The 13,418-nt window shown below is 61.4% G+C and carries 12 protein-coding genes and 1 tRNA gene; 9 read left to right on the forward strand and 4 right to left on the reverse strand.

What is annotated here, in order from left to right; genetic code table 11:
- Positions 1 to 11 precede the first annotated feature (11 nt).
- Genes ACX80E_RS02690 through ACX80E_RS02700 form a run of 3 tightly spaced genes read left to right on the forward strand, consistent with a single transcriptional unit; the run spans position 12 to position 3,677 of the window.
- Positions 12 to 1,388, forward strand: a complete 1,377-nt coding sequence (locus ACX80E_RS02690; protein WP_459300285.1) for an acetyl-CoA C-acetyltransferase — start codon at positions 12 to 14, stop codon at positions 1,386 to 1,388.
- Between the two features lie 4 nt (positions 1,389 to 1,392).
- Entirely contained in the window at positions 1,393 to 2,769 is a 1,377-nt protein-coding gene (locus ACX80E_RS02695; RefSeq protein WP_459300287.1) for a 3-oxoacyl-ACP reductase, read from the forward strand.
- Positions 2,766 to 3,677 carry a MaoC/PaaZ C-terminal domain-containing protein gene (locus ACX80E_RS02700; protein WP_459300289.1) on the forward strand — a complete coding sequence of 304 codons (912 nt, stop codon included), beginning with the start codon at positions 2,766 to 2,768 and terminating at the stop codon, positions 3,675 to 3,677. The genes ACX80E_RS02695 and ACX80E_RS02700 overlap by 4 nt, the downstream gene beginning before the upstream one ends.
- 74 nt (positions 3,678 to 3,751) lie before the next feature.
- Here ACX80E_RS02700 and ACX80E_RS02705 read toward each other — a convergent pair whose 3' ends face one another.
- Positions 3,752 to 5,431, reverse strand: coding sequence for an alpha/beta-hydrolase family protein (locus tag ACX80E_RS02705; RefSeq protein ID WP_459300291.1), 1,680 nt, complete (start codon positions 5,429 to 5,431; stop codon positions 3,752 to 3,754).
- Between the two features lie 124 nt (positions 5,432 to 5,555).
- On the opposite strand from ACX80E_RS02705, the gene ACX80E_RS02710 reads away from it, so the two are divergent.
- Positions 5,556 to 6,392, forward strand: coding sequence for a PhzF family phenazine biosynthesis protein (locus ACX80E_RS02710; RefSeq protein WP_459300293.1), 837 nt, complete (start codon positions 5,556 to 5,558; stop codon positions 6,390 to 6,392).
- A gap of 78 nt (positions 6,393 to 6,470) precedes the next feature.
- Here the strand turns inward: ACX80E_RS02710 and ACX80E_RS02715 are convergent.
- Positions 6,471 to 6,553: transfer RNA gene (locus tag ACX80E_RS02715), tRNA-Leu, on the reverse strand.
- A gap of 189 nt (positions 6,554 to 6,742) precedes the next feature.
- Between ACX80E_RS02715 and ACX80E_RS02720 the strand changes: the two genes are divergently transcribed.
- Positions 6,743 to 8,047 carry a M20/M25/M40 family metallo-hydrolase gene (locus ACX80E_RS02720; RefSeq protein WP_459300294.1) on the forward strand — a complete coding sequence of 435 codons (1,305 nt, stop codon included), beginning with the start codon at positions 6,743 to 6,745 and terminating at the stop codon, positions 8,045 to 8,047.
- 9 nt (positions 8,048 to 8,056) lie between these two features.
- Positions 8,057 to 9,217 (forward strand): acyl-CoA dehydrogenase family protein, encoded by a 1,161-nt coding sequence (locus ACX80E_RS02725; protein WP_459300296.1) that lies wholly within the window; start codon positions 8,057 to 8,059, stop codon positions 9,215 to 9,217.
- Positions 9,218 to 9,289: 72 nt separating this feature from the next.
- Here the strand turns inward: ACX80E_RS02725 and ACX80E_RS02730 are convergent, their stop codons facing one another.
- Positions 9,290 to 9,529: a DUF5703 family protein gene (locus ACX80E_RS02730; protein ID WP_459300298.1), complete on the reverse strand. Its 240-nt coding sequence runs from the start codon at positions 9,527 to 9,529 to the stop codon at positions 9,290 to 9,292.
- A 133-nt stretch (positions 9,530 to 9,662) separates the two neighbouring features.
- Between ACX80E_RS02730 and ACX80E_RS02735 the strand changes: the two genes are divergently transcribed.
- Positions 9,663 to 9,938, forward strand: coding sequence for a hypothetical protein (locus tag ACX80E_RS02735; RefSeq protein WP_459300300.1), 276 nt, complete (start codon positions 9,663 to 9,665; stop codon positions 9,936 to 9,938).
- A gap of 108 nt (positions 9,939 to 10,046) precedes the next feature.
- On the opposite strand, the gene ACX80E_RS02740 is transcribed toward ACX80E_RS02735, so the two are convergent.
- Positions 10,047 to 10,979, reverse strand: a complete 933-nt coding sequence (locus ACX80E_RS02740; RefSeq protein WP_459300302.1) for an aldo/keto reductase — start codon at positions 10,977 to 10,979, stop codon at positions 10,047 to 10,049.
- A 92-nt stretch (positions 10,980 to 11,071) separates the two neighbouring features.
- Between ACX80E_RS02740 and ACX80E_RS02745 the strand changes: the two genes are divergently transcribed.
- Together ACX80E_RS02745 and mshC are read left to right on the forward strand one after the other, a co-directional pair.
- The gene (locus ACX80E_RS02745) at positions 11,072 to 11,908 is read left to right on the forward strand and encodes an undecaprenyl-diphosphate phosphatase (RefSeq protein WP_459300304.1); all 837 of its coding nucleotides are present in this window, start codon (positions 11,072 to 11,074) and stop codon (positions 11,906 to 11,908) included.
- Positions 11,909 to 12,084: 176 nt separating this feature from the next.
- Positions 12,085 to 13,371, forward strand: a complete 1,287-nt coding sequence (mshC, locus tag ACX80E_RS02750) for a cysteine--1-D-myo-inosityl 2-amino-2-deoxy-alpha-D-glucopyranoside ligase (RefSeq protein WP_459300305.1) — start codon at positions 12,085 to 12,087, stop codon at positions 13,369 to 13,371.
- The last annotated feature ends 47 nt before the right edge of the window (positions 13,372 to 13,418 follow it).

The following is a 13,418-nucleotide window of genomic DNA, read 5'->3' on the forward strand; positions in this document are numbered from 1 at the left end:
GAGGGAGCTTCATGACTACTCCAACAGCAGCAGGCAGTGACAACGTGGGAACTAAAGCGGCAAACCCGGTGAAGGCAACCGCGGCCGGCACCGGCATTCGCAAGGCCGTGATTGTGGGCGGAAACCGTATCCCCTTTGCCCGCTCCGGCGGCGCTTACGCGCATTCCTCCAACCAGGACATGCTTACGGCTGCGTTGGATGGTTTGGTGGCCCGTTTCGGGTTGGCCGATGAAGAGATTGGTGAAGTTGCCGCCGGTGCGGTGCTGAAGCACTCCAGGGACTTCAACCTGACCCGCGAAGCCGTTCTAGGCTCGGCACTGGCCGCCACCACCCCCGCCTACGACCTTCAGCAGGCGTGCGCCACGGGCCTGGAAGCAGTCATTGGGCTGTCCAACAAGATTAAATTGGGCCAGATTGATTCGGCCATTGCTGGCGGCGTGGATTCGGCGTCGGACGCACCCATTGCCGTCAGTGAAGGCCTGCGCACCATCTTGCTGGACCTCAGCCGCGCCAAGTCCATGAGTGAGAAGCTCAAGATCGTCAGCCGTATTCGGCCCAAACACCTTTCCCCCGATGCCCCGTCAACAGGTGAGCCCCGCACGGGACTTTCCATGGGTGAGCACCAGGCGCTGACCACGGCACAGTGGAAAGTAGGCCGGGAGGCGCAGGACGAGCTGGCTCTTGCCAGCCACAAGAACCTTGCCGCCGCCTACGACAACCATTTTTTCGATGATCTGTTGACCCCGTTCCGTGGCCTGAGCCGGGATTCGAACCTGCGCGCAGATTCGTCCCTTGAAAAGCTCGCCAAACTCAAGCCCGTCTTTGGCAAGGCGTTGGGGGACGCGGCCACCATGACGGCAGGAAACTCCACCCCACTCACCGATGGCGCATCCACGGTGCTGCTGGCCTCGGAAGACTGGGCAGCCGCCCGCGACCTGCCGGTGCTGGCCGAAGTGGTGGACGGCGAAGCCGCTGCCGTTGACTTTGTCCACGGCAAGGACGGTCTCTTGATGGCTCCGGCGTTCGCCGTCCCGCGACTGCTGGCCCGCAACGGTCTGACGCTGGATGACATTGACTACTTTGAAATTCATGAGGCCTTCGCGGGAACAGTGCTGAGCACGCTGGCCGCCTGGGAAGATGCAGAATTTGGCACGACCCGCCTCGGCTTGGACGGCGCCTTCGGCTCCATTGACAGGACGAAGCTGAACGTGAATGGTTCCTCGCTGGCCGCGGGCCACCCCTTTGCTGCCACCGGCGGACGCTTGGTGGCCACCTTGGCCAAGATGCTTCATGAACGCGGAGACGTGGACGGACGCCCGGCACGCGGCTTGATCTCCGTGTGTGCCGCTGGTGGACAGGGCGTTGTGGCCATCCTGGAAGCGAGGTAGAGCGATGAGTTCTCACCACAAGACAGGCGGCGTGCGCGAAAGCGCTGACAAGTACACAGAATTCGTCAGCCGCGGCTTCGGCAAGGATCTGGCAAAGCGGCTGGGCCTGCCCCAGCCGGCCATCTTGCGCCGTTACAGTCCAGCGGCACCCCTGGTGGAGGGCCCCATTCTTGTTGTGGGAGCCGGAGCCGGGGCCGACGCAGTTGCAACAGTGCTGCTGGGCTGGCACCAGGACGTGCGCCGGCAAGCAACACCCAAGGAAAAGTTGGGCGCCATCGTTGTTGTTGTGGATGATGTGGAGCACCCCAATCAGCTCTCGGCACCCATGTTAGCCGTCGGCTCCGCGCTGCGGGATTTGCACAAGAATGCCCGCGTAGTCAGCATCTCCCGCCAAGCCGCTACAGACGATGAACCTAGCATTGCTGCCGCACGGACTGGGGTCGACGGAATCATCCGGTCAGTGGCCAAGGAGTTGCGGGCCGGCGCCACAGCAAATGGCATACTGCTGGCCCAGGGCATTGCCGCGGATTCGCCCAGTGCCATGGCCGCCTTGCGGTTTTTCCTGTCCGGGCGCTCCGCCTTTGTTGACGGCCAGTTCCTCACGGCGTCCACAGCAGGTTCCTCGCAGACACCCGACTGGGAAGCGCCGCTGAAGGGCAGCGTGGCAGTTGTGACGGGGGCTGCCCGGGGGATTGGTGCAGCCATCGCCCGCACCTTGGCCCGCGACGGCGCCACAGTCATAGCAGTGGACGTGCCGGCGGCAGGGGACCACCTGGCAGCCGTGGCCAACCAAATCCATGGCACCGCCTTGCAACTGGACATCACCCATCCGCTGGCCGGGGAACGAATCCTCGAACACGCAGTCCAGCGCTACGGCCGCCTAGATATTGTTGTCCACAACGCTGGCATCACCCGCGATAAGTTGCTGGCCAACATGGATGCAGCTCGCTGGGACTCCGTGATTGCCGTCAACATCGACTCTCAATTGCGCATGAACAAAGCCTTCCTGGCCAGCGAGCACTTCACCCAGAACCCGCGCATTGTCAGCGTGGCCTCCACCAGCGGCATCGCAGGCAACCGGGGCCAGAGCAACTATGCCGCTTCCAAGGCAGGTGTCATGGGCATGGTCCGTGCCACGGCGCCGTTGTTGGTGGCGCGCGGTGGCACGGTGAATGCTGTGGCGCCTGGTTTCATTGAAACTGATATGACGGCGAAGATCCCCTTTGCCACCCGCGAAGTGGCCAGACGTCTGAACAGCCTGCAGCAGGGCGGCAAACCCAGCGACGTGGCGGAGACTATCGCGTTCTTCGCATCCCCGCAGGCGGCGGGGGTGACAGCAAACATTTTGCGTGTCTGCGGACAGAATCTGGTGGGGCAATGACAGCAGACACGGTTTTGACCGAGATGCCCTCGCTGTCCAAGCTCTATGTCAACGCCGCCGCCACGGCGGCCAAGGCACGCCTGATCCGCCCCGCCCTGGTCACCAGTTTGCCGGCACGCGCCGTGGAGGTTCGCGGTGTGCACGCCGACCTGGCCAAGTTGACCGAGTTCGCCCACCTGATGGGTGAACCTGCGCGAGACATCCTGCCCTCGGGCTATCTGCACGCGCTCGTGTTCCCCGCGGCCATGAGCGTCATGGTTCAGGAGGACTTCCCGCTACCTTTGCTGGGCATGATTCACCTGCGCAACCAGGTGCAACATTTTGCGCCCGTGCTGTTCACTGACGAGCTTTCGGTCCGGGCCTGGGCGCGGGATCTGAGCGGGCACAGGGTTGGTACGCAGGTGCAAATTGTTGCCGAGGTTCATAGTGGCGACGGCACAGCGTTGCTGTGGCGCGGCGTTTCCACGTATCTGGCCAAGGGTGTGTTCCTGCCCGGGTTGGACAAACCATCGCCCGCCGAACCTCGGGTGGAATTCGTCCCGCCGGTACCCACCGCGCAGTGGCAGCTCGGGGTAGACACGGGCCGCGCCTACGCTGCCGTGTCGGGCGACTTCAACCCGATTCATCTGAGCGTGCTCAGCGCCAAGGCATTGGGGTTGCGCCGCTCCATCGCCCACGGCATGTACGCTGCGGCACGTGTTTTGGCCACCGTGCCGCAAGCCAAGCCGAATGCCTTCAGCTGGGACATCTCCTTTGATTCGCCAGTGTTCTTGCCGGCGACGGTTTCCCTTGAGGTGCTGGATCACAGGACGGACGACGGCGTGTGGCTGAGTTCGGAGTTCACCGCATGGAACGCGCGCAGTGCCAGAAAGTACTTTAGCGGCACGGTCTCCGCAGGCTGCGTCTAAACCCCCTCGCAACTGGCCCGCAGAAAACGCCGAAAAAGTGTCCAAAATGGACATTTTTCGGCGTTTTCTGCGGGCTAGTTGCTCATTGATTCTTCGTAGGGGTAACTCTCCATCAGGGACTGGACCCGCCCCACTGCGCCGGCATCCAGGCCACCGGGCAGGACGCTTTGCCACGCCTCCACGGCAACATCACCAAAGTTGTGTCCGTGGCTGTGCGGAACGGATTCGCCCATGAACATGTCAAAGGCCACCTGTAGATACGTCAGCAGCGGGATCCACCGCATGGAGTCGCTCACGTCCGGTGCCCGACCGCCAGCCTGGGCGCTGCCACCCAACCATTGCGGCTGCTCCCAGATCAGGCGTGGTGTCAGCCAGGTGACGGCATCGGTGCCATGTTGCAAATACGCTATGCGGGCAGATTCCCACGGCCCCGGAAGTCTGGCGAAATCACCACTGTTGGACAGCCAGCGCACGTGCCGGCCGCCGTCGAACGTGGGCTGCCAGAGCGGGGAACCGGCGTCGCGCTGGCTCTGCAGAGTTCCCCACGGCTGGGAATTATTGGGAGTCCCGGAGAAGACCGCCCCGTCCACATTGCTGGTGAGATCGGCGACGTCGGTAAAGGCCGCCTGCATGCCCGAGGCGCCCAGACTCAGTCCATAGACCAATAGTTTGGGGCGCTCCGCTGCCGGCATCGACTCCCATTCGCTTCTGACTGCTTGGTTGAGCGCTTGTCCGGACTGGCGCGGGAGGTCTTGGTGAAAGAGGAACGACACCCAGCTGGGCTGGTAGGAATACTGCATGGAAACAATGGCTGTGTCGCCGCTGTGTAGATACTCCAGGGAGTCCACCGCTTGGCGCTCCAACCAGCCAGATCCTGTGGGGGTGGCGATCATGAGCGCCCCGCGATGGAAACCGCCCGTGCGTTTGAGCTCCGCCACGGCAAGTTGGGCCCGGGCAGCCATGGAGTCTGCCTGTTCCGAGCCAACGTAAACGCTGACGGGTTGCTGGGCAGGCTGCTCAGTGACTTCTTCGATGGCGGCGGCCGCAGGTCCTCCGCCAACGAACGCTCGGCCCTGCATACCCAGCTTCTCCCAGTCCACGGCAGATTCCGGCCCGGCTGAACCCAACTCGGAGGACGGTTCGCTGATGCCTTGCGGAGTGGTGGCATTGCGGGCGGCATAGACGCTATCGGTGCCCAACAACGCAGCGCTGACAAGAATCGACAACGCCAGCACGGCAGTCACGGCCGCTGTCAATAAGCCACCAGCTGTGCGCACGCCTGATTTGAGGGTGGCATGTGAGGCCCACTTCCGTCCCAGTGACGCCATCTTCCGCAAACCCCTGTGGGCCGCAAAAACCACGCCAACCATGGCCCCGGCAACCGCGAAGAACGTGAGCAGATCCACGCCGTCAACGGGTGGCATCTCGACGTTAGTGCGAACCTCGTTTTGCCACCGCACTGTGAGAGCGCCGAGGACAGCAATATAGAGAGCCACCACCGCCACGACCGCCAACCATGCCCACGGCGGCAAGGTGAGCTTGCCGGGGAGCGTGAGGATCCGGCGTCGTACGAGTTGACCCACGACTGTCCTGAACAGCCATGCTGCGCCCAGGTAGCTCAGGGCGAACGTCAGTCCGACCAGGAATCCCTGGAACAGGGCGGGGCGGGGGACCAGAGACGGTGTGAGCGCCAACCCAGCGGCAGCCACGCCCGCAAGAAGTGCAAATAACCGGGTGGAGCGGCTGTTGCGCATGAAACGAACCCTCTGATAAGTGCCAAATAAGAGTATTATCCTATCCGGTTCAGCAGGCCACTTTTATCTGTTTGGACACGGACTTATAGGGGGATTGGTGCCGGACTAGCTGTAGCGTGGGGCCATGGAAATACTTCACTACGCAGCGTTTACAGATGATCCCGCAGGCGGGAACAAGGCGGGGGTGATTCTCGATGCCAGCACCCTGGACAGTGGTCAGATGCAGGAGATTGCCACCCGGCTTGGCTACTCCGAGAGTGCCTTCCTTACGCCACATGACGATGGCTCCTATTCCGTGCGTTACTTTGCGCCCGCAGCCGAAGTGCAGTTCTGCGGCCACGCCACCATCGCTGCGGCTGTGGCGCTGGCTCACACCATTGGTACAGGCCCGCTGGTGTTTCACTCCCCGGTGGGGGACATTCCGTTGGACACCTTTGACGTCGGCGGCGTTGTTCGGGCCACACTGACCAGCGTAGACACGGAGGTGAGGGAGCCTTCGGCAGACGTTTTGGGGCGCCTGTTGACGGCGCTGCGGGTTCGTGCCGACGATCTTGACCCCACGCTGCCGGTGCTGCTGTCCTTTGCCGGCAACTGGCATCCCATAGTTCCGGTGGCAACTCCGGAGATACTGGCGTCCCTTGATTACGATTATGACCAGCTTGCGGCGCTTATGGCCGAGCAGGGGTGGGGCGCAACGGTGAACGTCGTGTTCAGGATCACGGCGAATTCTTTTGAGTCGCGTAACCCCTTCCCGCCCGGAGGGGTCCGTGAAGACGCTGCGACAGGTTCGGCGGCCGCATCCTTGGGTGGGTACCTGCGGCACCTGAATGGAGTGGCGCTACCGGCCGAGATATCAGTACTCCAGGGTCACCACATGGGCAGTGCTTCGACGTTGGCTGTCAGCATTCCGGTAACGGGCGGCATCCGGGTGTCCGGAGCGGCCGTACGGTTGGAGCCCTAGCGGCACCTGCGGCGTGCAACGTCTAGGGGCTTAAACAAAGAACTCCCTGAGAACCTAGGTTCTCAGGGAGTCTGTCCGTGCGCGAGAAGGGACTTGAACCCTCACCCCGTTTCCAGGACCAGCACCTCAAGCTGGCGCGTCTGCCATTCCGCCACTCGCGCAGGTGATGTCAGGAGCGGTTCTTCCTTTCGGATGAATCGTTGTCTCCCTCAGCAGCGATGAAAACAATAGCATGACTTTTGTTGGAAACAACAATCGAGCCCCGCCGGTCCATTCTCCGGGCCGGGCAGGGGCTCATCTGGCCCAAACGGTAGGGTGAGTTGTACGACGTCGTACAAAGGAGTTTCCCTGTGAATACCATCAGGCCCGAGGATGAAGTTGCCGGCATCTGCGCCGATCTCATCCGCTTTGACACCAGTAATTTTGCCGACAATGAAGGGCCGGGGGAGCGGGCCATTGCTGAGCACACGGCAGCTTTGATAGCCGAGGTTGGCTTTGCTCCTGAGCTGTACGAGGCCTCACCGGGCCGCGCGAACGTGGTGACCCGCGTGGAAGGCAGCGATTCCTCCTTGCCGGCGCTGGTGGTGCACGGGCACTTGGACGTGGTTCCGGCCCAGGCTCACGATTGGAGTGTCGACCCCTTCGGTGGTGAAGAACGCGACGGACTTATTTGGGGCCGCGGCGCCGTGGACATGAAGGACATGGACGCCATGATCCTTTCGGTGATGCGTTCCATGGGCCGGGAAGGACGCAAGCCCAAGCGTGACATCATCTTTGCCTTCTTCGCCGATGAGGAAGCAGGCGGCGCCTACGGTGCGCGCTGGAGCGTGGACAACAGGCCCGAACTTTTCGAGGGCGCCACGGAGGCCATCTCCGAGGTGGGCGGCTTCTCAACGGACATCAACGGGAAACGCGCCTACCTGTTGCAGACGGCAGAGAAGGGCCTTGCCTGGCTGCGGCTCACAGCCCATGGCCGCGCCGGTCATGGCTCCCACATCAACACCGACAACGCTGTAACCCGACTAGCCCGGGCAGTTACTCGCATTGGCGATCACCAATGGCCCATTGAGTACACGGCCACCACCCGGGCCTTCCTGGAGGGCGTCTCGGAACTGACGGGTGTGGAGTTTGACGAGTCAAACCCGGAAACACTGTTGAGCCAGTTGGGCACTGTGTCCCGCTTTGTGGGTGCAACCTTGCAGAACACGTCCAATCCGACATTCCTCAAAAGCGGCTACAAGGCCAATGTGATTCCGGGTACGGCTGAGGCCATGATCGACATTCGCACCTTGCCCGGCCAGCACGAGCAGGTCCTGGCATTGGTGCGGGAATTGGCCGGAGATGGCATTGATATCTCCACTATTCACAATGATGTGTCCTTGGAAACCCCTTTCGCCGGCAATTTGGTGGATGCCATGATCGATTCCCTTCATTTTGAGGATCCGGGATCCACCGTGTTGCCTTACACGCTATCTGGCGGCACTGACAATAAGTCCCTGAACCGCTTGGGCATCACCGGCTACGGGTTCGCTCCGCTGCAGCTGCCCCCGGAACTGGACTTCACCGGCATGTTCCACGGTGTGGATGAGCGGGTACCGGTTGATTCGTTGAAGTTTGGCGTCCGCGTGCTGGACCGCCTGCTGAGCAACTACTAAGGGGCGTTCATGAGCATCGAGCTGCATGAGCTCTTGCCCGACGAACTCCTGGAACGGTTCCGCGAGCGTGCCAAAGGGTACGACGAACGGAACGAGTTCTTCCATGAGGACTTGGCCGAGCTGAAGTCGGCCGGATACCTGCGCATGTTTGCCGCAGTGGCCGACGGCGGCCTCGGCTTTGGGCTGGAAAAGGTTGCCTCCGCGCAGCGCCGGCTGGCAACGGCAGCCCCGGCAACGGCGTTGGCAATCAACATGCACCTGGTCTGGACGGGTGTTGCACACCTTTTGTCAGTGCGCGGGGATGATTCCTTGCACTACGTGCTGACGGAGGCGGTGGCGGGTGAGGTGTTTGCTTTCGGAAACTCAGAAGCCGGCAATGATCAAGTGCTCTTTGACTCCAACACAGTGGCACAGCCCCTAAGCGATGGCAGCTACTCCTTCACGGGCACCAAAATCTTCACATCCCTGTCCCCGGCCTGGACAAGACTGGGGATTTTTGGCAAGGATTCCACGGGGGAGGAGCCGGTGCTTGTGCACGGGTTCATCACCCGCGAAACTCCCGGTTACAGCATCAAGGATGACTGGAACACCTTGGGTATGCGGGCCAGCCAGTCAAACACAACAGTTTTGGAGGGGGCAGTTGCCCCGGCCGACCGCATCTTTAGGAAACTGCCCGTTGGCCCCAACGCCGATCCGCTGATTTTTGCTATCTTTGCGTGCTTCGAGACCTTGTTGGCGGCTGTCTATACCGGGCTGGGGGAGCGTGCCTTGCAGATTGGTGTGGCCACTGTCCACCGGCGCACATCCAAAAAGAACTGTGGCAAGAGCTACGCTCAGGATCCAGATATTCGTTGGCGGATTGCTGATGCTGCGCTGGCCATGGATGGGCTCTACCCTCAGCTGGAGTCCCTTGCAAGGGATGTGGACCAGTTGGCTGACCACGGCGGCATGTGGTTTCCGAAACTCGTGGGCTTGAAGATCCGGGCCACCGAAACCGCGCGCACCGTGGTGGATCTGATCATCCGCGTCAGTGGGGGTGGCAGTTACTTTGCCGGCAATGAGTTGGGGCGACTATATCGCGATGTTCTCGCTGGCATGTTCCACCCATCGGATGATGAATCAGCCCACGCCACCATCGCCAACGCCTGGTTGGGGCCCGTGGAACCCTAGCCGCCGGGGTGTGCGAGGCCAAACCAACTCGGTGGGTCACGGCTACGCGTGTGAACGGTGAAGCTGTGTGGCCTAGTAGATGGTCAAGGTCCGCTCCACGCGCAGCACCCAGCGGCGCATGACGTATTTTCGTTCTCCACCCATGTATAGGGTGCTTCGTTCAAGCTCCCATTTACCGTACTCTGCGTGTTCACGCAGGCGTTGATACGCAACAGGGACTGACTCGCCGGGGGACACCGTGAGGAGCAGATACTCGTATTGGCGCAGGGGTGTTCCGTGCCCTGTCAGCGCCGGTTGGAGCGTTTCCCTCATGGACTGTCCTTTCTGAGCGCAGCCTGCAAACTTCCCTGTTCCCTACAAAACCTACCCCGTGCCACGGTTGACGCCTACCGTCGAAGTCGAAAGGGACTTTCATGTTGGGGAACTCACTGGTACCGTCAATCGCATGAGCATTGATCCCCGCGCAGCCCTGAGCGCCTTGACCACAGCATTAGAAGAACACTTGGTGGCCGCGTCGGCCCGCCGTGGGGAAGAAGACCCCATTGTTGAGGCCACATTCCTAGGAATCATTGACGCCTTTGAGGCCTATGAAGAGGCCCTGTTCGATGCCTTTGACGAAGTGACGCCGTTGGTTATTTACGGTGAAGACGGTGAAGATGTTGAGGAGGACTCCGATGAGTCGGATGAATCTGACAACGATCTCGAACCGGCCTCAGATTAGATCTTTTGCACGACGTTTTGAGTCTTAAAGTATGAAAGCCCTCCTGGTGAGGGCTTTCATACTTTAACCGTCTTTGTCGCTAAGTAAACTTGCCCCTTCGGTAGGGAGCTACAGCTGCGAGACTTCGTTCAACACGCTGAGGATTGGTTCCGGCAATGGTGTGAGCGATGATTTGAGAATTTCCGTCAGCTGTTCAGGACTGCGCGGCCCGACGACTGCAGCGGAGACTCCGTGGTGGTCCAGGAGCCAGCTCAGGGCCACGTCCAGTGGCGGCCGGCCCAGACCCTTGGCGGCAGTGATCAAGGCCTCGGTGATATTGGCCGGACGGCCGTCGAGATACTTCTCCACGTAGCTACCCATGGTGGCACTGGCGCCGCGGGATTCACTGGGGATCTGCCCACGGTACTTACCCGTCAAAACACCGCGTCCCAAGGGAGCCCAACAGAGCAGGCCGGTGCCCACGTGTTCAGCGGCAGGGACTACATCATTCTCCACGGTGCGCGCCAGCAGGGAGTACTCCACCTGATTGGCAACAAGCGCCGTCTCGCTCAGTGTTGCCGCACGGGCCAACTGCCAGCCGTTGTAGTTGGAGACACCGGCATAGCGAACCCTGCCGCTGCTGACGGCGTACTCTAAGGCCGCCAGTGTCTCCTCCAACGGCACGTTGTCATCCCAAATATGTGCCAGCCACAGGTCCAGATGGTCGGTCCCCAGTCGTGCCAGCGAAGCATCTAGCCCGGCCAGCATGGCCCTGCGGGACGTGTCCACCATGCGCTTGCCATTGCGGTGGCTAATACCGGCCTTGGAGATCAGGACAACGTCACTGCGGGGGACAACGTCACCCAATAGTTCACCAAGGATTGCCTCGCTGCGGCCCTCCACGTAGCTAACGGCAGTGTCCAAAGTTGTACCTCCGGCGTCCACAAAGTCACGTAGCTGTGTCCGTGCGGCCTCGGCGTCAGTTTCTTTTCCCCAGGACATTGTCCCCAGAGTTAGCGCCGAGACGCGCAACCCGCTGGTACCCATGAATCGTTGTTCCATACCTGCAAGCTTACGGTGATCTGTGTCCCGATTATCGCGTCAGCGGCCACGATGGATCACTGTGAACTCGCTCATGCCCTAGGCTGAAACCCGTGAACTGGTTCGAAGCTGCCTTCCTAGGCCTAATACAAGGCTTGACTGAATTCCTTCCGATTTCGTCAAGCGCCCATCTTTTTGTTGTTGGCAAATTCCTGCCGTCGGGCGCCGATCCGGGCGCAGCCTTTACCGCCGTGAGCCAATTGGGGACAGAAACAGCTGTTCTTGTCTTCTTTTGGCGCGACATTGTGCGCATCATCAAGGCCTGGTTCGGGTCTTTGAAGGGCCGTGTGCCGCGCACCGACCCTGATGTCCGCATGGGGTGGCTCATCATCGTCGGCAGCCTGCCGATTGCTCTGTTGGGCGTTGTGTTCCAGCACCACATTGAATCCACGTTGCGCAACCTGTGGCTGGTCGCCACGACACTCATAGTATTTGGGCTTATCTTGGCCGTGGCTGATGCAGTGGCCAGCCAGCGCAGGGAACTGCGCGATCTCAGCGTCAAGCACGGCATCATTTTCGGGTTCGCCCAGGCGCTGGCTCTGATCCCCGGCGTGTCACGCTCGGGTGGCACCATTACTGCCGGCCTGTTCATGGGATACACCCGTGAGTCTGCTGCCCGGTACTCGTTCCTGCTGGCCATCCCTGCTGTCTTTGGCAGCGGCTTTTACGAGTTGTACAAGATCCTGGGCAAGCACGAAGGTGCCCAAGGACCCTTTGGCATTGGCGAAACGGTGTTGGCCACGCTCATAGCGTTTGTCGTGGGATATCTCATCATCGGTTGGTTCCTGAAGTTCATCTCCACTAAGAGCTTCCGTCCCTTCGTCTGGTACAGAATCGGCCTGGGCCTGCTGCTCTACGTACTGCTCGGGTTGAAGATCATCACGCCGTAACCCGGCCTCCCCAAAACACGCTCCGCGCATTTCGGGGCCCCGCGGCCGTTAGCGCCTCCCGGCCTCCCCAAAACACGCTCCGCGCATTTCGGGGCCCCGCGGCCGTTAGCGCCTCCCGGCCTCCCCAAAACACGCTCCGCGCATTTCGGGGCCCCGCGGCCGTTAGGCTTAGTTCTGTGAAAACTTGGAAGTCCCACGCCCTCCCGCAGTTGCCGGGCGTTATGCCCAGCATCCATCTGCATGAAACCAGCCAACAACGAGTCGTGGCCTTGCCCGACTCCGATCAGGCCAGCCTCTACGTCTGCGGCATTACGCCCTATGACGCCACCCACATGGGCCACGCCGCAACGTACGTCGCCTTTGACCTGCTCAACCGGGCCTGGCGCGACGCCGAGCGCACTGTCACCTATGTGCAAAACGTCACAGACATCGATGACCCCCTTCTGGAACGAGCCACCCGCGACGGCCAGGACTGGCGCGAACTGGCCGCCTCCCAGACAGCCCTCTTCCAGGCCGACATGGAGGCGCTGAATGTTCTGGCACCGGAACACTTCATTGGCGCGGTGGAGTCCATTGACTGGATTGTTCCGGAAGTTGCGAAACTCATCGAAGCCGGCCTGGCCTACCCGGTGGCCGGGGCCGATGGCGAGCCCGACGGCGATATCTACTTCTCCGCGGAGGCCGCCTCGTCTGTGGCTAGGAGTGGCAATCTCGACGCCCCCTGGTGGTTGGGTCAGATCTCCGGTCTAAGCCAAGAAGAGATGCTCCCGTTCTTTGCTGAACGCGGCGGCGACCCGGACAGGGCTGGGAAAAGGCACCCCCTGGACGCCTTGCTGTGGCGTGTGGCCCGTACAGGTGAACCCGCCTGGGATGGTGGCACACTCGGCGATGGCCGCCCGGGCTGGCACATTGAATGCACAGTCATTGCCCAACGCTTCTTGCCCAAACCGTTTACTGTTCAAGGTGGCGGAAGCGATCTGATCTTTCCGCATCACGAGATGGGTGCAGGCCACGCCTACGCGCTGAGCAACACGCCCATGGCCCAGCACTACGCCCACACAGGCATGGTGGGTCTCGACGGTGAGAAGATGAGCAAGTCACGCGGCAACTTGGTGATTGTCTCGGTTTTGCGTGCCGAAGGTGTTGACCCTGCCGCCATTCGCTTGGCCATCTTGGCACACCACTACCGCAGCGACTGGTTCTGGACACAGGAGTTGCTTGAGTCGGCACAGGATCGGTTGGCGCGCTGGCGGGCAGCATTGCCCATGGCGCCAGAAGGATCAGCCATGCAGCTGTTGGCGGAAATGCGGGCTGCCCTTTCCCAGGACCTTGACGCTCCACGTGCCTTGGCAGCCATTGACGCTTGGGCTGCGCAAGCCGCTGCTGGCGGCGGCGGCAACTCCGTGCGGGATGCGGCGCTGGTTTCGGACGCCATAGAAGCACTGTTGGGTCTGGAGCTCTAAAGCCAGCACACCTAGCTTGGGGAACCCCATTCGGCAGCAAAGTTGTG

Source organism: Arthrobacter sp. TMN-49, assembly GCF_054511095.1.